The sequence below is a fragment of the Mesoterricola sp. JemC181 genome (genome assembly GCF_055384585.1).
The window spans coordinates 4,078,645-4,095,958 of record NZ_AP045076.1; the positions used below are offsets into that span (position 1 = coordinate 4,078,645).

Annotated in this window: 13 protein-coding genes; 5 read left to right on the forward strand and 8 right to left on the reverse strand. The window is 68.7% G+C overall.

All coding sequences use genetic code 11. The features are described 5' to 3' along the window. Positions 1-3: 3 nt before the first annotated feature. From ACZ5MC_RS17955 to ACZ5MC_RS17970, 4 genes are read left to right on the forward strand one after another with little or no spacing between them, the layout of a single operon-like run. Positions 4-705: a nucleotide exchange factor GrpE gene (locus ACZ5MC_RS17955; protein ID WP_306601853.1), complete on the forward strand. Its 702-nt coding sequence runs from the start codon at positions 4-6 to the stop codon at positions 703-705. 39 nt (positions 706-744) lie between these two features. Further along, complete coding sequence (dnaK, locus tag ACZ5MC_RS17960; RefSeq protein WP_306601854.1) at positions 745-2,610, forward strand: molecular chaperone DnaK; 1,866 nt, start codon at positions 745-747, stop codon at positions 2,608-2,610. 12 nt (positions 2,611-2,622) lie between these two features. After that, positions 2,623-3,792: a molecular chaperone DnaJ gene (gene dnaJ / locus ACZ5MC_RS17965; protein ID WP_464516425.1), complete on the forward strand. Its 1,170-nt coding sequence runs from the start codon at positions 2,623-2,625 to the stop codon at positions 3,790-3,792. 22 nt (positions 3,793-3,814) lie between these two features. After that, positions 3,815-4,606, forward strand: a complete 792-nt coding sequence (locus ACZ5MC_RS17970) for an alpha/beta hydrolase family protein (protein ID WP_464516426.1) — start codon at positions 3,815-3,817, stop codon at positions 4,604-4,606. Here the strand turns inward: ACZ5MC_RS17970 and ACZ5MC_RS17975 are convergent, their stop codons facing one another. Next, positions 4,607-7,375 (reverse strand): serine/threonine-protein kinase, encoded by a 2,769-nt coding sequence (locus ACZ5MC_RS17975; RefSeq protein WP_306601857.1) that lies wholly within the window; start codon positions 7,373-7,375, stop codon positions 4,607-4,609. 53 nt (positions 7,376-7,428) lie between these two features. After that, positions 7,429-8,001: a sigma-70 family RNA polymerase sigma factor gene (locus ACZ5MC_RS17980; RefSeq protein ID WP_306601858.1), complete on the reverse strand. Its 573-nt coding sequence runs from the start codon at positions 7,999-8,001 to the stop codon at positions 7,429-7,431. 154 nt (positions 8,002-8,155) lie between these two features. On the opposite strand from ACZ5MC_RS17980, the gene ACZ5MC_RS17985 reads away from it, so the two are divergent. After that, entirely contained in the window at positions 8,156-9,484 is a 1,329-nt protein-coding gene (locus ACZ5MC_RS17985) for a hypothetical protein (RefSeq protein ID WP_306601859.1), read from the forward strand. Positions 9,485-9,494: 10 nt separating this feature from the next. On the opposite strand, the gene ACZ5MC_RS17990 is transcribed toward ACZ5MC_RS17985, so the two are convergent. The 6 genes from ACZ5MC_RS17990 to hpdC form a co-directional block, all read right to left on the reverse strand. Then, positions 9,495-11,081: a methyl-accepting chemotaxis protein gene (locus ACZ5MC_RS17990; RefSeq protein ID WP_464516427.1), complete on the reverse strand. Its 1,587-nt coding sequence runs from the start codon at positions 11,079-11,081 to the stop codon at positions 9,495-9,497. 22 nt (positions 11,082-11,103) lie between these two features. Then, the gene (locus ACZ5MC_RS17995; protein WP_464516428.1) at positions 11,104-13,020 is read right to left on the reverse strand and encodes a sigma-54 interaction domain-containing protein; all 1,917 of its coding nucleotides are present in this window, start codon (positions 13,018-13,020) and stop codon (positions 11,104-11,106) included. A 107-nt stretch (positions 13,021-13,127) separates the two neighbouring features. Continuing rightward, positions 13,128-14,459 (reverse strand): alginate export family protein, encoded by a 1,332-nt coding sequence (locus ACZ5MC_RS18000; RefSeq protein WP_464516429.1) that lies wholly within the window; start codon positions 14,457-14,459, stop codon positions 13,128-13,130. 31 nt (positions 14,460-14,490) lie between these two features. Further along, a complete protein-coding gene (locus tag ACZ5MC_RS18005; RefSeq protein ID WP_306601863.1) occupies positions 14,491-15,441 on the reverse strand; it encodes a glycyl-radical enzyme activating protein in 951 nt (316 codons plus the stop codon). A gap of 22 nt (positions 15,442-15,463) precedes the next feature. Further along, positions 15,464-16,924 carry an MFS transporter gene (locus ACZ5MC_RS18010; RefSeq protein ID WP_464516430.1) on the reverse strand — a complete coding sequence of 487 codons (1,461 nt, stop codon included), beginning with the start codon at positions 16,922-16,924 and terminating at the stop codon, positions 15,464-15,466. Between the two features lie 115 nt (positions 16,925-17,039). After that, positions 17,040-17,312, reverse strand: coding sequence for a 4-hydroxyphenylacetate decarboxylase small subunit (hpdC, locus tag ACZ5MC_RS18015; protein WP_306601865.1), 273 nt, complete (start codon positions 17,310-17,312; stop codon positions 17,040-17,042). Positions 17,313-17,314 lie beyond the last annotated feature (2 nt).

Sequence of the window (17,314 nt, forward strand, 5' to 3'; positions counted from 1 at the left end):
TCAATGACCGAAAAAATCCAACCCCAAACCACGGACTTCCCCGCCGATCCCCTCCTCCCGGAAAATGACCTCACCGTCGATCTGACCCAGGAGGAGTTTGGCGAAGGGGCGGATCTGCAGGCCCTCGCCGACGAGATCGGCGACTACGAGCCGCCCGCGCCCGAAGCGCCCGCGGAGACGGCGGGCATGAGCCGGGAGGACCTGGAGGCCGAGCTGGCCAAGGCCCGGGCCCGCCTCGAGGCCCTGGAGAAGGCCGAGTCCGACCACAAGGACAAGCACCACCGCCTCATGGCCGACTTCACCAACCACCGGAACCGCGTGGGCCGCGAGACGCAGCTGGCCGTGACGCTGGCCGAGCGCAAGGTGCTCCTGGAGCTCCTGCCCGTGCTGGACAGCTTCGAGCGCTGCATCAACGCCACCTACACCAGCCTCGAGGACTTCCACGCCGGCGTGGTCCTCATCCACCGCCAGATGCAGGAGGCCCTGCGCAAGGCCGGCGTGGAGCCCCTGACCCTGAACGTCGGCGACCCCTTCGACGCCCAGCATGCCGAGGCCCTCACCACCACGAGCCAGGCCAGTCTCCCCGACGGGTCCGTGGCCGCCATCTACGAGCGCGGCTACTACCTGCGCGACCAGCTGCTCAGGCCCGCCCGGGTCATCGTCAACAACCATCCCGAAGGGGATCCCACGCAGGATCCCTCCTGAACACCGTAACGCCCACATCGCCCACTCGGGAGTAACGCAATGGCAGGCAAGCTCATCGGAATCGACCTGGGAACCACCAACAGCTGCGCGTGCGTCATGGAAGGCGGAGAGCGCCGCGTCATCCCCAACCGGGAGGGGAGCCGCACCACGCCGTCGGTGGTGGCATTCACCGACAAGGGCGACGTCCTGGTGGGGCACATCGCCAAGCGCCAGGCCGTCACCAACCCCCAGCGCACCCTGTTCGCGGTCAAGCGCCTCATCGGGCAGAAGTTCGGCTCCGACCAGGTGCAGGAGGCCATGGGCAAGCTGCCCTTCCCGGTGGTCAAGGCCCCCAACGGCGACGCCTGGCTCGGCGTGGGCGACCGCGGCTACGCCCCCCCCGAGATCTCGGCCATCATCCTCAAGGCCCTGAAGGCGTCGGCCGAGGCCTTCCTCCACGAGGAGGTCTCCGACGCCGTCATCACGGTCCCGGCCTACTTCGACGACGCCCAGCGCCAGGCCACGAAGGACGCCGGGCGCATCGCCGGCCTCAACGTCCAGCGCATCATCAACGAGCCCACCGCCGCGGCCCTGGCCTACGGCCTGGACAAGAAGGGCCTCAAGCAGACCCTGGCAATCTACGACTTCGGCGGCGGCACCTTCGATTTCACGATCATGGAGATGAACGACGGCGTGTTCGAGGTGCTGGCCACCAGCGGCGACACGTTCCTGGGGGGCGAGGACTTCGACCAGGCCATCCTCATGTGGCTGGTGGAGCACTTCCGCAACTCGACCGGCATCGACCTCACCAAGGACCGCATGGCCCTCCAGCGGCTCAAGGAGGCCTCCGAGAAGGCCAAGTGCGAGCTCTCCACCCTGGACCGGGTGGAGGTGCGCCTGCCCTTCATCGCCCAGGGCCCCACCGGCCCGCAGCACCTGGAGTCCACCCTCACCCGGGAGGACCTGGAGAACATGGTGGCCGACCTCGTGGCCCGCACCATGGGCCCCGTGCAGGACGCCCTGAAGCAGGCCCGCAAGACGGCCCTGGACGTGGACGAGGTGATCCTCGTGGGCGGCCAGACCCGCATGCCCCTGGTGCAGCAGGTCGTGAAGGACTTCTTCGGCCGCGAGCCCAACCGCGACATCAACCCCGACGAGGTGGTGGCCGCGGGCGCCTCGATCCAGGGCGCCGTCCTCACCGGCGAGGTGACGGACCTGGTGCTGCTGGACGTGACGCCCCTCTCCCTGGGCATCGAGACCCAGGGCGGCGGCTACGTGAAGATCATCCAGCGCAACACCACCGTCCCCACCCGGGACAGCCGGACCTTCACCACCGTCACCGACAACCAGAGCCGGGTCGAGGTGCACGTCCTCCAGGGCGAGCGCGAGCTGGCCGAGCACAACAAGAGCCTGGGCCGGTTCGACCTCATCAACCTGCCGCCCCTGCCCAAGGGCGTGCCCCAGATCGAGGTGGCCTTCGAGATCGACTCCAACGGCATCGTGAAGGTCTCCGCCAAGGACCTCCTCACGGGCCTCGAGCAGAGCATGAGCATGCGGCCCTCCTCGGGCCTGTCCGAGCTGGAGATCCAGGCGATGCTCCGGGAGGCCCAGAACAACCAGGAGGCCGACGCGAGGCGCCGCGACGAGCTCAAGTACATCGCCTCCGCCGAGGGCCTCCTCTTCTCCTGCGACCGCAGCTTCACCGAGTGCGGGAAGTTCCTGGCCCTGGAGGAGCAGACCCTGGTGCGCGACACGCTCAACGCCGTGCGCATGGCCGTGGCCAACAAGGACATGGCCGCCGTCAAGTCCTCGGAGGAGCAGCTCCTCGAAGTGCAGAAGCTGCTCACCAACGCCGTCCTCGTGGCCAGCGAGTCCATGATGAACTCCCTGGACGGGGAGGATGGAGCGGAAAACCGCCCCAGGTGATATTCTGGTGGGATGAAGCGCGACTACTATGAAGTACTGGGCGTAGGCAAGGAAGCCACCCTCGACGAGATCAAGAAGGCCTACCGCAGGCTGGCCATGCAGTTCCACCCGGACCAGAATCCCGGGAACAAGGAAGCGGAAGAAAAGTTCAAGGAGGCCGCCGAGGCCTACTCGGTCCTCTCCGATCCCGCCAAACGCCAGCATTTCGACCAGTACGGCTTCGCCTCCTCCGGCGGCCAGGGGCAGAACTTCCAGTTCGACCCCAACCAGTTCGCCGGCTTCGAGGACCTCCTGGGGTCCTTCTTCGGGGGGGGCGGCGGCGGGATCTTCGCCGACCTCTTCGGGGGCGGGGGCCGCAGGCGCTCCTCCGGAGGCGGCGAACGGGGTTCCGACCTCCAGTACAACCTCCGCATCTCGTTCAAGGACTCCATCTTCGGGGTCGAGAACAAGGAGATCGAGATCCCGAGGCAGGACGCCTGCGACACCTGCAAGGGGTCCGGCTGCGCCGCGGGAACCAGCGCCCAGGTATGCCCCAACTGCCGCGGCAACGGGCAGGTGGCGGTGCGCCAGGGCTTCCTGCAGATGGCCGTGACCTGCCCCCGCTGCGAGGGCCGGGGCCAGATCATCCCCAGCCCCTGCCCCTCCTGCCGGGGCGCGGGCCGCGTCAACCGGCGCACCAAGGTCCACTTCAAGATCCCCGCCGGCGTGGACCAGGGCCAGCGCCTGCGCCTCCAGGGCGAGGGGGAGGCCGGCACCGGCGGCGGCGGCCACGGCGACCTCTTCATCCTCTTCGAGATCGAGAACGATCCCACCTACGAACGGGACGGCTTCGACCTCCACCGCAAGCTGGAGGTGCCCTGGCCCCTCATGGTGCTCGGCGGCAACCATCCGGTGGAGACCCCCTACGGCACCGAGACCGTCCGGATCGCCAAGGGCACGCCCGCCGACAAGATCATGAAGGTCCCCAACGCCGGCGTCCCGCGCCTGCGGGCCTCGGGCCGCGGCGACCTGTTCCTGCACCTCCGCGTGGCCGTGCCCACCAAGCTCACCTCCCAGGAGGAGGCGCTGGTGCGCCAGCTCCTCGAACCCGGCGCCGTGGACGGCGAAGGGGCCCAGGAAGAGGGCTTCCTCGCCAAGGTCTTCGGTTCCGACAAGGGAAAGAAGAACAAGAAGAAACGCTAGACCCTCGCAGAAAGGAGCTCCAATGCGAATCGGCCTCCTCCTGTCCCTCCCCGCCCTGCTCTCCGCCGCCCAGCCCGCGGCCCTGGACATGAGCCTCGTGAGCAGGGACGGGTTCGCCCTCAAGGGCACCCTCACCATCCCCGCCCAGGCGGGCCCCCGCCCCGTGGTGATCCTGGCGCACCAGTTCGGGTCCGACCGCACCGGGTGGAAGTTCCTCGTGGACGACCTGAACGCCCGGGGCATCGCCACCCTCGCCCTGGACCTGCGCGGCCACGGCCAGAGCACGAAAAAGGGCGACGCGAACGTCGCCGTCACCACCGACTTCGCGGCGTCCTCGGCCACCGTGCGCTTCGACCTGATCCCCAGCGACCTGGTCCAGGCCGCCCAGTGGGTGCGCAGGCAGCCCCGCATCGACGGCCGCCGCCTGGGTCTCGCGGGAGCCAGCGTCGGGGCGTACTCCGCCCTGGTGGCCGCCCCCGGCGTCCGCGCCGTGGCCGTCCTGGCCCTCAGCCCCGCCGGCGGCTGGGGCGACAAGCCCGAGCTGCGCATGGTCCGCGCCGTGGAGCAGGCCAAGGCCTCCGTGTTCGTGGCCGCCGCCGAGGAGGACCCGGCCGCCCTCGCCAACGCCCAGGCCCTGAAGGGCGTCTTCGGCGTCTACACCCGCATCCGGCCCGGCAAGGAGCACGGGTTCGCCTACCTGCCGGAGCTCACGGGCACCCTGGGCGGCTGGTTCGGCGAGATCCTGGGCAGGCACCCCGTGGCCGTGCCTTCGAAGGCAGCGCCCCTCAAGGTGCCGGCCGAAGATGTGAAATAGCTAGCCTTTCGCCCGGAGCTCCCGTTCCAGCAGCTTGCGCAACCGGGAGCGCACGGCCCCGGGCTGGACCGGGGGCAGGAGGGCGAGTCCCTCCTTTGCGGTGGAGCGGGCCAGGTCCAGCCTGCCCTGGGCGTGATAGGCCTCGGCCAGGCTGAGCATGAAATCGGGCTTGCGGCGGCGGCTGATGGCCACCAGGCGTTGCGCGAACTGGACGGCCAGGCCGGGGTTGCGCAGGTGCTCGGGGCGCACGCTCAGCAGGGCCGACGTGGCATGGTCCAGCGTCGGGATCGCGGCGTCCTTCTCCTGGGCCCTGGCCTTCAGGACGGCGATGCCCGAGGCGGACCACTGGGCGCCCTGGGCCCGCAACGGCAGGTCCTGGGCGAGGGTGCCCGCCATCACCTCGTCGTAGGCGAGGTTCGTGACCCATCCCTGGTTGCCGGGGTCCAGGACCACCAGGCGCCGGAGCACCGCCATGCTGCGGACCAGCAGCTCCACCGCGGACCGGGTGGCGCCGGCCGGGTCCTCCGGGTGGGGGTTCAGGTCCCGGTCCGCCATCGTCCAGAGGGTCTCGGCCTCGTTGGAGAGTTCCACCGTGAGGTCGTACTGGGCGCGGGTGTCCCGGGGATCGGCCCCGGCGAAGTATTCGTAGGTCGCGCGGGCCTCCCGGAACGCGGCAAGGGCGGCCTTGTACTCGTGGATCTCCTTCAGGGCCAACCCCAGCTTCCGGCAGGTGTGGGCGATGCCCCGGCGGAAGGCCGCGCCGGCCCGGTCGGCGGCGGGGATGGCCTCCCAGGCGGCCAGGGAGAGGTGGTACGCCTCCACGGCCTTGACGGGGTCGCCTTCGGCGAGGACGTTGGCGATCTTGAAATGGCTGATGGCCAAGGCCCGCCTGGACCGGAGGTGGCCGGGGTCCACGGCCAGGGCCCGCTGGGCGCAGGCCAGGCCCATGCGGTAGGCCTGGATGGCGCCCTCGGGATCCCCCAGGCTGGGCACGCCCGTCTGGCCCAACTGGTCGCCGAGGCCGCCCCAGGCCGACCCGGCGTCCGCGATCTGGGTGGCCGTGGCGCCCGGCCCCGCCGCTCTCGCCACGAAGGCGTCCACGGCCGCCCGCATGGAGACGACGGATTCGCTGGTCCGTCCGATGCCGAAGAGGACCTCGCTCCGGGACTGCTCCGCCAGGGCGAGGACCCCGAGGAGGTCGGGATCCCCCGGCGCCCCGGCGCAAAGCGCCCTGGCCAGCACGAGGGCCTTGCCCAGGCTCACCAGCGCCCCCTCGCGGTCGCCGATGTTCTGGTCGTAGGGGTTGCCCTGCAGGTTGCCCAGGCGGGTATAGGCGTTCACCAGATCCAGGCGGGTGCGCCGGTCCCCGGCCACGTCCCGGGCCATGTGATCGAGGTGCTCCAGGACCCGCTCCACCAGGAGGCGGCGCACGGGCGTCGAGCCGGGAAGCTGTTTGACCGCCTCGTCGATTTCCGAAAGGAGGCTGTTGCTGAGCTGCCTCATGTCCTCCGAGCGGGCTTCCGCCCGCTTGCGTTCCAGCCGGGCCACCCGCACCTGCCAAAGTACGCCCGCCAGGCCCGCCACCAGGCTGAGGCACAGCAGGGCGGCGGCCCCCAGGACCAGCCAGTTGCGGCGGATGAACTTGGCGGCCCGGTAGGCATGGCTGCCCCTCCGGGCCAGGACCGGCCGCCCGTCCAGGAAGGCCTGGATGTCCCGGGCGAACCCGTCCACCGAGTGGTAGCGCTCCTGGGGCTCCTTGCGCATGGCCTTCAGGACGATGGCGTCCAGGTCGGCGTCGGGGGGCTCGGCCGAGCGCCAAACCGCGGACGGCTTCGGCGGCTGCTCGGTGCAGACCACCCGCAGCAGTTCGGCCGTGGTGCCTTCTTTCAATTCGTAGGGCGGCCTCTCCGCCAGGAGCAGGAAAAGGAGCACCCCCAGGGAATAGGTATCCGAGGCGGTGGTGATGGCCTCGCCCAGCACCTGCTCGGGGCTGGCATAGCTGGGCGTGAAGGCCTGGAGCCCGAGGCGGGTGAAGTCCCCGGGCAGGGGCTGGGGCGCCAGGAGCTTGGCGGTGCCGAAATCCAGGAGCTTGGGCGTGCCGTCGGGCAGCACCAGGATGTTGTCCGACTTCAGGTCGCGGTGGACGATGAGGTTCTGGTGCGCGAAGTGCACCGCGGAGCACACCTTCTGGAAGAGGAGGAGGCGGTCCCGCACCGTGAGGCGGTTCTCCCGGCAGAAGCGCTCCAGGCTGATGCCGTCCACATACTCCATCACGAGGTACGGTTCGCCCTCCTCGCTCACGCCGCCATCCAGGAGCCGGGCGATGTAGGGGTGGACGAGCCCCGCCAGGATCTGCCGTTCCTGCCGGAACCGCTCCCGGAACAGTTCCGTGGCCAGGGGCAGGTCGATGAGCTTCACGGCCACCTGCTGGTCGAACTGGCCGTCGACCCGGTCCGCCAGGTACACCGCCCCCATGCCGCCCCGCCCCAGCACCCGGCCCAACCGGTAGGGCCCGACCCGCCGCAGGTCGGGAGCCGCCGCGGCCCGCAGCCCTCCGCCGGACCACCGCGACGCCAGGGCCTCCTCCGCGTAGTGGGCCTCCAGCAGGGACATCACTTCCGCCCGGAGTGCCGCGTCCCCCGCGCAGCCCGATTCCAGGGCCCGGTCCCTCTGCGGCCCCGGCGCCTCGAGCACCTCGTGGAAGAGCGATTCCGCCCGCCGCAGGGGTTCCGGGCGATCGTTCCCAGCTGAGGAGGAGGCGGAGGACACGGCGGCACTCCAGGGATTCTGATCAAGACTGCGCGAAGCGGGGCCGGGCTGGCTCAGCCCTTGGGCGGGTTCATGCGGCGGAAGAGCCAGGCCTTGGCGAAACTCAGGTGCCGGTCCACCGTGGCCTTTGAGAGGTTCATCAAGGAAGCGGTCTCCTCGGCGGTGTAGCCCAGGAAATAGCGCAGTTCGATGAGCTGGACCTTCGTGGGGTCCAGGAGCCCCAGGGCGTCCAGCGCGGCGTCCAGTTCGATGAGCTCCGGACTCCCGAGGCCCACCCAGGCCAGGTCGTCGCTGAGCGGAACATGCTGGACGGCCCCCCCGCGCCGCTGGGCCTGGGTGCCCCGGGCATGGTCGATGAGGATCATGCGCATGACCTTGGCGCAGAAGGTGTAGAAGTGGACCCGGTCCTCCCATGCGGCCTTGCGCTGGTTGTGCAGCCGCAGGTACAGCTCGTGCACCAGGGAGGTCGCCTGCATGAGACCCGGATCCCGCTCCCGCCGCACATAGGCGGCAGCCACCTCCCGCAGGTGGGGGTAGACCAGGGGGACGAGCTGCTCGAAGGCATCGGCCTCCCCGTCCCGCCATTTCGCCAGGAGGAGGGTGATCTCGCCAGGTTGCGTTTCCATTGGCAACGTTCCGGGGTCCGCGAGAAAATGTATGAATAATTTCCAAGAGTCTAGCATTCCCCGGGTGCCGCCGGGGAAAAGTCGCGAGGCATTTCCGCCCGGCTTTGCGCTGTCTGGAGTGAAGAAGCCCCCCTTCCAGCTCGAGGAGTGAACCATGTTCAAGCCGTGCCTGATCGTGCCCGTCCTGGTCCTGACCGCGCCGCCGGCCCGGGCGGGCCTCAAGACCCTCGAAAGCCCCCAGGGCGGGATCATCGTCTACGGGCAGGTGGAGGGCGCCAGGAGCCAGGCGGCAGCCATGGGCTCGGTGCTCCGCTCCGTGCACACCCAGTGCGGCGAGCGGCCCAAGGTCGGCAAGCCCTTCCAGGTGCGCGGCACCCGCTCCGTGGCGGTCTTCTTCACGGTCACCCGCCGCACCCGGGGCAACAAGGCCGTGGCGGGCATGGTGATCGCCGCCGACGGCGCCCCGGGCCACCTGGAGGCGGCCCTGGTGACGGATGACGCTGAACGCTTCGGGAAAACGGTCAACCCCATGCTGACCCAGCTCTTCGGGGTCTGGAGCCCGGCCGGGGAAGCGGCACCGGCCCCGGCCCGGGGCCGCATCGCCCCCATGCACACCCTCACGCTGCGGGACCGGTCGGCCACCCTCGCCGTTCCGGATGGCTGGCAGCTCGATCCCCAGAGCGGCGGCGGCAGCGCGAAGGTCACCGGCCCCCAGGGGCAGATCGTCTACTTCAACCAGACCCGGATGGCCCATGACCTCACCGATCCCGGAACCCGCCGGCTCGCCCAGAGCGGGATCCGCCCCCATACGGCCGGCTCGATCGTCTGCCCATTCAACGTGGACCCGGTCAAGGCCTTCCCCGACCGGTTCCATCAGTTCTACAAGCTCAACGGCCTGACCCTGAACTCAGGCAACTGCCGCTTCGACAAGGTGGAGCAGGTGCCCAGTCCCAGGGGCCAATCCTGCGTCCACGCCACGGGGCAGGTGAACCCCGACGGCAAGGGCATGCGGGAGATGAACGTGGTCCTGAGCACCGGCAACTACGTCTCGGGAACCTACCTGGTGATCATCTTCATCACCCTCTGTCCCGTCGCCCTGGCCGACCGGGAGCGGGCCACCCTGGAGTCCCTCTTCGCCAGCTTCGAGATGAACCCGGCCGTCGTGAATCAGCAGGCCACCGCCATCGCCGCCCCCGGCATCGCCCGCATCAAGGCTATCGGCGCCGCCGCCAAGGCCGCCTCGGACGCCTCCAATGCCGCCAACGAGCGCCAGCACCAGGCCTGGCGCGCGAACCAGGACAGCCGGGACCGCACCAACGCCGGCTTCCACAACTACCTGCTCGACCAGACCGTGATCCTGGACACCCGCCAGAACGCCCACGGCACCGCGTGGAACGCCACCGCCGACGCCCTGGTGCGCGCCAATCCCGAGCGCTACCAGGTCGTCCAGACGCCGAATTTCTGGAAGGGCATCGACTACTGAAGGCCTCCGGTCAGGCGTACTGGAACCGGGTGAGCCGCTGGCGCAGGTCCTGGGCCACGGCCGAGAGGTCCTCGACGGTGCGCCCGGTCTCCTCCAGGCTGGACACCAGCTGCACCGTCGCGGTGGCGGTGCGCTCGGTGATGCCGAGGGTCGAGGCCATGCCGGCGAGGATGGCCTGGCTCTCGGCGGACCGGGCCTCCAGCACCCCCACGGCCCCCATGGCGGAATCCGCCTGCTCCTTCAGGTTGCCTTCGATGGTCCCCAGGCTGTCGCTGACCATGCGCACGGCCCGGGAACCGACGTCCACCCGCTCGCCGCTTTCCGCGATGAGGCCCTGGATCTCCTTGGCGGCACTGCCGCTGCGTTCGGCCAGCTTGCGGATCTCCTCGGCCACCACGGCGAACCCCTTGCCCTGCTGGCCGGCCTTGGCGGCCTCGATGGCCGCGTTGAGGGAGAGCAGGTTCGTCTGCCGGGCGATGTCGGAGATGACCCCGTTGATGCGGCCCACCTTCTGGGAGCTGTCCAGGATCCCCTTCATGGCCTCCACGGAGGCGTCCACCTCGCCGAGGCCGCGGGCGCTGGCCTGCAGGGAACTGGCGGCCAGGGTGCTGGCGGACAGGGCCACGGCCTGGACCTCCTGGAGGGAGGCCGCCAGGGCCCGGACGGCGGAGGTGGACTGGCCCACCTCCTCCCGCTGGCGCTCCGCCCCCTGGCTGATCTCGGACGTGGCCGAGGCCAGCTGGGTGGCGGTGGTGGAGAGCTCCAGGGCGCCCGAGGCGGAGCGCTCCGCGATGGTCGCGATGGCCTTCAGGTCCTCCCGCAGCTGCTGGAGGGCCTCGCCGAGGCTCCGGGCGATGAAGCCCAGCTCGTCGCCGCCCAGGACCTTCGGGGCCCGGGTGAGATCACCCCTCCGGAGGGCGTCCATGGCCTCGCCGATCTCCTTGGCGGCCCGTTCCACCCTGCGGCTCAGGGTCAGCGTGATGAGGATCCCCAGCGCCAGGGCGAGGGCCACGGCCCCGGCGACGATGGCCTTCTGGGTGGCGGCGTAGGCGGTGTCGCGGGCCACGATGTCCTGGGCCCTGCGGCGCTGGTCCTCCTGGAGGGCCTCCAGCTGGGACCGGGCCTCCGCCAGCTCCGCGGAGCCGATGTCCATGAGGGCCGGGAGGCGGGAAAGGTCGCGGCGGGCCTCGGCGAAGGCCCCCGCGAAGCCGCTCCGGTAGGTCCCCAGGAGGGCCACCAGGCTGCGCACCTTGGCCCGGTCGGAGGGATCCCAGGCCTGGGCCTGGAGTTCATCCAGCTCCTTCACGAAGCGCGCGTCCACCTTTTCCGCCATGCCCGCCAGCTTCTGGGTGTGCTCCGGGAACCTCGCGGCCCCGAGCATGGCCACGTGCAGGACGCGGAGCCGGTTGGCGTCCCCGATGGCGGACGTGATGCGGGAGGCCTTCTCGAGGCTGTCCGAGAGCACGACCTGGCTTCCGTGGAGCTGGGCGAGGCTGCGCCAGGCCAGGGCGGCCACCGAGACCAGGAGGATGGCCTGGGTGGCCAGGATGAGGATGAATTTGGAACGAAGCCGAAGGCCGTCCAGGAATGCGGACATGAATTTCTCCCGTGTCGAAGGCTTAGGAAATGTCGTACTGGTGCATCTTCCGGTAGAGCAGGGGCCGGGAGATGCCGAGGAGCTTGGCGGCCTGGGCCTTGTTGTTGTTGGTGCGGGCCAGGGCGAAGCCGATGGCGCGGCGCTCGGCCTTCTCCACCACCTCGTCCAGGGGGCAGTCCTCGTTCTCGCACACATGCCCCGCGCTGGAGCCCACGCCCTGGAGGATCATGCGCACCTGGTCCTCGCTGATGAGGTTGTCCCGCACGATGGTGAAGGTGCGCTCGAGGACGTTGTGCAGCTCGCGGATGTTGCCGGGCCAGGGATAGTCCTGGAGCAGGTGCTTGGCCCCCTCGGTGAGGAACTTGGTGGTGATGCCGTGGGTCTTCTGGAGGTCGGCCCAGAAGAGCTTGGCCAGGGCCTTCACGTCCCCCGGGCGGTCCCGCAGGGGCGGGATGACGATGGGGATGACGTTGAGCCGGAAGAAGAGGTCCCGGCGGAACTTCTTCTGCTCCACCATGGCCCAGAGGTCCTGGTTGGTGGCGGCGATGACCCGGATGTCCACGGGCATGGTGCCTTCGCCCCCCACCCGGTCGATCTCGCGCTCCTGGAGCACCCGCAGGAGCTTGGCCTGGGCCGCCAGGGGCATGTCGCCGATCTCGTCCAGGAAGATGGTGCCGGTGTCGGCCAGCTCGAACTTTCCGGCCCGGCCGCCCTTCCTGGCGCCGGTGAAGGCGCCGTCCTCGTACCCGAAGAGTTCGCTCTCGATGAGCGTCTCGGTGATGGCCGAGCAGTTGACGCGCACGAAGGGGCGGCTGTACCGCGGGCTGAGGTTGTGGATGGCGTGCGCGTACACCTCCTTGCCCACCCCGCTCTCCCCCAGGAGGAGGATGGTGGAGGCGGTGGGCGCTCCCATCATGGCGCGCTCCTTGGCCTGGAGGCTGGTCTCGCAGGTGGCGATGATGTCCTCGAAGGAGAAGCGGGTGTCCGAGTGGGGCTTCCCCTTGCTCTTGCGCAGGGCCTCCAGTTCCATCTGGAGCCGCTTGGCCTTGAGGGCCAGGCGCTGGATCTCCTGGAAGTCCTGGAAGACGATCTTGCCCACGACCCCCAGGCACTTCCCGTCCTTGAAGATGGGAATCCGGCTCACCACGTACTCGTGGCCGTTGATCGTCTGGATCTCGTCCACCTCGGCCACGCCGGTCCGGGCCACGATGTGCATGCGCGTGTTGTCGATGACCTCGGTGACGGGATGGCCCTCGGACTGCTCGCGGGTGAGGTGGTGGATCTTCAGGAAGCTCTCGTTCACCAGGGTGATGATCCCCCGGGTGTCCACCACCTGGAGGCCCTCCACGGTGTCCAGCACGCGCTTGAGGACGTCCACCTCGTCCAGCGCCTCCCGGTAGCCCTGGCTGAGCTGGGCGGTGAGCTCGAACAGCACCAGGGCCCCGATGCCGTCCGCGCCGGGGCGCACGCGCAGGACCATGAACGCGCGCTGCTGGTTCTGGACGAACCAGAAGGAGACGGGACCCCGGTCCTCCTCCCGGCCCACGGGATGGCCCGGCAGGAGGTCCTCCACGCGCACGTTGACGGCCGGGAAGATGCCCGGGAAGGCCCCGCGCAGGGACGCGTTGGCGAACAGGACCCGCTCCGCGCCGTCGGTGAGGGCCACCATGGGCTTTTCCGCCCCGGCCAGCATGGAGTGGAGCACCTCCCGCCAGAAGCCTTCCGGCGCGGGCGGCGCCTCCCCGCCGGGGGCCGCCAGGTGTTCGCCCACGGTCTCGTCCGGCCCCCAGGACCCGCCCTGGCGCACCCGGAGGAGATGGCCCATCAGGTCGAAGGTGCCGCAGGGCTGCCCTCCGGCCCCGGTCACCTCCACCGAGGAGCCGCCATTCACCAGCAGGAGTTCGACAACCTCGTCGACGGCGCAATCACTTGAGACCATGGGAAAGCACGCCGCTTTTCCATGGGGGGAGTTGATAGGCATGGGAGCCATTATCCCAGGCCTCACCCCCCCCATCAAGGAACACCTGCCGGTGGCGGGAACCATGTTCAGATCCGCGCCTTGAACGTGTAGGTCACTTCCATTCGGAAGAAGTAGCCCGGGTCCTGGGCGCCGTAGTAGCTGCCCGGGGTGAGGCGCTCGTAGAGCACGTGGCCCTTGAAGCTGTCGTTGACCTTGTAGTCGGCCCGCACCTGCGCGAGGCCGCCCCTGTCCTTGCCCGAGCCGAACTGGCCGGCCACGGCCGCGGGAGCCTCCATGGCGGACATCTTGTAGTAGGTGGCCCGCAGGTCGAAGTTCTTCGCAGGGGTCACGCGCACTTCCGCCTCGAACATGCCGGTGTTGGTCCAGTAGCCCACGCCCTTCTCCGCAGGCTGGGAGTAGATGTAGAGCTCGCTCCACTTGGGCCAGCGGCTGAAGACGGGATCCCAGCCGCCGATCTTGTCGGAGTGGGGGTCGGTTCCCGAGAGGAGGATGTAGCCCAGGGACACCCGGGGCTTCCAGGAGGCCTCGAAGGACTTCTTCACATGGGTGTAGCCGCCGTAGGCGCCGATGTCCTTGGAGCCCACGTTCTGGGCGGCATTGGCGGCCTGGGTCCCGAACTGGAAGGCCAGCTCGGCGTTGGCCGACCAGCCGCCGCCGAAGCTGCGGTCCACGCGCCCGCCCAGGGTGGTGAATTTCCGGTCGGGCTGGTACATGGCGTTGTTCCTCGCCCGGTAGTCGTTGGTCTCGGTCTTGTAGACGGCATAGGCGTCGATCGTGGTGTCCTTGATCTCCTTGCCCGTGTAGTAGAGGGCCAGGGCCTGCTCGTCCCACTCGGTGAGCCGCTGCACCAGGTTGAGGTCGCTGGGGTCGTTCAGGCGGGGGAGGTACTTGTCCTGCCGGGGATTGGAGATGGCGATGAACTCGAGCTTCGAGGCGGTGCCCAGGTTCCGGGTGAGGTCGATGGCGTTCATGTAGGCGCAGCGGGAACCGTCCAGGGCGCTGCCGTCCATGAACACGAAGCCCTCGCCCCGCATGATGTCCTGCCGGCCGGCCTTCACGGCCCAGCCCGGCGCGAAGCGCCAGTTCAGCGACAGCGTCTCGAAGAATATCTGCCGGCCGTTGTAGGGCACGTCGGGGCGGACCACCTTGCGGTTCTCCTGGGCCAGCCCCGCGGCCAGCTCCAGGTCCTTGCCGATGTTCAGCTGGCCCCAGAGACGGGTGCGCATGCGGTAGTGGAGGTGGCCGTCGTTGATCTTGTCACTGTGGTCGGTGATGTTGTTCCACTCCTCGGAACGCACGCGCTCCTCGAAGCCCACGTCGAAGGTGGTCGGCGCCTGGGCGGAAAGCGCGAGCGTGGCCGACAGCGCGGTCACAAGGGTCCTGCAATTCATTCGCATGGTCACTCCATTCGATTCGAGGGGGGGCGGCTCAGAAGGGGGTTTCCCAGCCGGTGTAGCAGGTGATGCCCTCTTCCCTGACCCACTGCGCGTGGGGCTTCAGGTCCTCGAGGGTCATTCCCGGGATGTCCTTGAAGGCATAGTCCTCGCCCACCTGGCGCCACTTGGACTCGCTGAGCCGGTGGAAGGGGAGGAGGTTGATGACCTCCAGGCCGCACTCCTTGACGAACCGCGCGGTGGCGCGGATGTTGGCCTCGGAGTCGTTCCAGCCCGGGATCACCGGGATGCGGATCACGACGAAACAGTCCAGGTCCGAGGCTCCCAGCAGCCTGAGGTTCTTCAGGGTGAGCGCGTTGTCGGCGCCGGTCTTCGCCTTGTGGGCGACCGGATCCATGTTCTTGATGTCCACGAAGATCCAGTTGAGCAGGGCCGCGGCTTCCATGAAGTAGTCCGAGGGCAGGCTCGCGGTGGTCTCGATGCAGGTGTTGATGCGGATCTCCCGGCATCGCTTGAGGAGGGGGAGCATGAAGTTCCGCTGGAGGAGCGGTTCGCCCCCGGAGAACGTCACGCCGCCGCCGCTGCCCCAGTAGGCCCGGTCCCGCTGGCAGATGGCGATGATCTGGTCGATGGTGTACCGCTTGCCGCTGAGGACGTTGCCCTCGTGGTAGCAGAACTCCACGCATTCGTACGTGGTGCAGTCCGTGCACAGGCTCCGGTCGAAGGTCTCGACGCCGTCGGCCCCAAGGGAGATGGCTCCCTTGGGGCAGGCTTCGATGCACTTCCCGCAGTGCTGGCACCGCCCGTCGCGGTGCATGACCACGGGCTTCCTGGAAAGTCCTTCGGGATTGCAGCACCATTCGCAGTTGAAAGGGCATCCGTTCATGAACACGGTGGTCCGCGTTCCCGGGCCGTCATGCACCGAGTGGGCCTGGATGTCGAAAATGAGCCCGGTGGGCGTGGACGGTTCGGTCGGGATGGTCACCTTGTCTCCTGGCATTCCGCTGCTACTTGTTGAATTCGGGTTCCATGGGCAGCTTGGAGGCCGCCGTCTTCTTGTACTCGGCCTTGAGGGGCAGCGTGGACGCCAGCAGGATGGAGACGCCGAACGCGCACAGGGCGAACCAGATGGAGTACGTGTACTTGCCGGAGAAGTCCTTCAGCCAGCCGCCGATGTAGGAGCCGAGGAAGGGTCCGATGCCCATGACGATCATCGTGGCCAGGCCCCAGATCTTGCCCAGGGTCTTGCGGCCGTAGATGGCGCCGGTGTAGCCCACCACGCCGCCGGGCACGATGGCCCAGTAGATGGCGAAGATGACGCAGGCGATGTAGGCGAAGATGTCGCCCGAGGGGCTCGCCAGCAGCAGGAGGCAGGCGATGACGCCCGTCGCGGGGCCGACGAGGAGCATGATCTTGCGGCCCTTGGCCTCGACGCCCACCTTCTGGACGACCAGGTCGGCCACCTTGCCCATGATGGGCATGGAGAAGATGCCGACAAGGCCGATGAGGGCGTAGATGTTGGTGGCCTTCTTGAGGTTGTAGCCCACGTCCTGGGTCCAGTAGCTGACGACCTGGGTCCAGATGAGGAACTCGCCCATCATGCTGGTGAGGAAGGTGAGGATGCCGCCCCAGATGGCGTACTTGGAGAAGGCTTCGCCGATGGTCCAGTCGATCTCGGCCACGGCGGCGGTGCCGGGCGCGGCGGGGATGGCGCCGAAGGGCTTGAGGCCGTAGCGCTCGGGGGACTGCTTGGCCACGAGGACGGCCACCACCAGGGCGATGAGGACGATGACGCCCAGGATGGTCATCTGGTAGCGCCAGGCGTGCTCGAGGCCCTGCAGGGCGCTCTTCACGTCGGCCATGGCCAGGACCGCGGGGTCCTTGAGCTTGGTCGCGATGGCCAGGGCCAGCTGCTTGGGGGCCATGGCCGCGCCGCCCTCGATCAGGGGCCGGATGGCGCCGTCGAGCTTGGCCTGGCTGGCGGAGAGGGTCGGCTTGACCACCTGGGCCAGGACGAACTGGGCCATGGGGCCGCCGGCGAAGGCGAAGCCCCACATGGTGGCATAGGACTTGCCGATGTACCACTTACGAACGGAGACGGTGGAGGTGACCCACAGCATGCCGGTGGCGATGCCGCCCAGGAGGCCGAAGGTGAAGAGGTAGGCCAGGTGGGAATCGATGCGGGCCGTCAGGACGAAGCCCAGGGCGCCGAAGACGGCGGCCACGGCATAGACGGGCTTGGTGCCCCACTTGTCCAGGATCATGCCGCTGAAGTAGGCGGCCACGGCGTAGACGACCATCATGAGCGAATAGCCCAGCGTCACTTCGGCGCTGGTCCACCCCAGGGTGACGGCCATGGGGCCCTTGAGGATGGCGAAGGTGGCCCGGTACCCGAACAGGCAGAACACGGCCAGCCAGGAGGCGAACACCACGGACCAGCCGTAGAATTTTGCGTTTTTCTCTTCCATGAGGATTGCTCCCATTTGTGACGCATTTGGTGTCTGATCTTCCCCCTTCCGCAAACCTTCCCGGCGCCCGCGAGGTTCCGCGGAGGCCAGGAAGGTTCTGGAGGGGCGCCTGGGTTCAGTGGGACTGGTACATCTCACAGGTCGTGGCGACCATGTCGGGATAGGCGAAGAACTTCGGGTCCATCTTGGAGGCCCCGCACACGCCCATTTCGATGACGTCCTTGGTGGCGGAGAACTGCTTGCAGCCGGAGCACTTCCTCAGCGGGGCGCAGTTCTCGCACTGTTCGGTGTCGGCCAGGACGATGTTCTTCGTCAGGTGGCAGATGCCCTTCGACACGTCGATGGCGGCGAAGTTCTGGCAGTCGCGGTGGTTGAGTTTGGTCGTCATGT

Excerpts from the sequence above, each read along its gene's own strand:
- ACZ5MC_RS17980 (WP_306601858.1), bottom strand. The coding sequence starts at position 8,001 with ATGGAAACGCAACCTGGCGAGATCACCCTCCTCCTGGCGAAATGGCGG.
- dnaJ (WP_464516425.1), top strand. The coding sequence starts at position 2,623 with ATGAAGCGCGACTACTATGAAGTACTGGGCGTAGGCAAGGAAGCCACC.
- ACZ5MC_RS17985 (WP_306601859.1), top strand. The coding sequence starts at position 8,156 with ATGTTCAAGCCGTGCCTGATCGTGCCCGTCCTGGTCCTGACCGCGCCG.
- ACZ5MC_RS17990 (WP_464516427.1), bottom strand. The coding sequence starts at position 11,081 with ATGTCCGCATTCCTGGACGGCCTTCGGCTTCGTTCCAAATTCATCCTC.
- ACZ5MC_RS17970 (WP_464516426.1), top strand. The coding sequence starts at position 3,815 with ATGCGAATCGGCCTCCTCCTGTCCCTCCCCGCCCTGCTCTCCGCCGCC.
- ACZ5MC_RS18010 (WP_464516430.1), bottom strand. The coding sequence starts at position 16,924 with ATGGAAGAGAAAAACGCAAAATTCTACGGCTGGTCCGTGGTGTTCGCC.
- ACZ5MC_RS18000 (WP_464516429.1), bottom strand. The coding sequence starts at position 14,459 with ATGCGAATGAATTGCAGGACCCTTGTGACCGCGCTGTCGGCCACGCTC.
- dnaK (WP_306601854.1), top strand. The coding sequence starts at position 745 with ATGGCAGGCAAGCTCATCGGAATCGACCTGGGAACCACCAACAGCTGC.
- ACZ5MC_RS17995 (WP_464516428.1), bottom strand. The coding sequence starts at position 13,020 with ATGGTCTCAAGTGATTGCGCCGTCGACGAGGTTGTCGAACTCCTGCTG.
- hpdC (WP_306601865.1), bottom strand. The coding sequence starts at position 17,312 with ATGACGACCAAACTCAACCACCGCGACTGCCAGAACTTCGCCGCCATC.
- ACZ5MC_RS17955 (WP_306601853.1), top strand. The coding sequence starts at position 4 with ATGACCGAAAAAATCCAACCCCAAACCACGGACTTCCCCGCCGATCCC.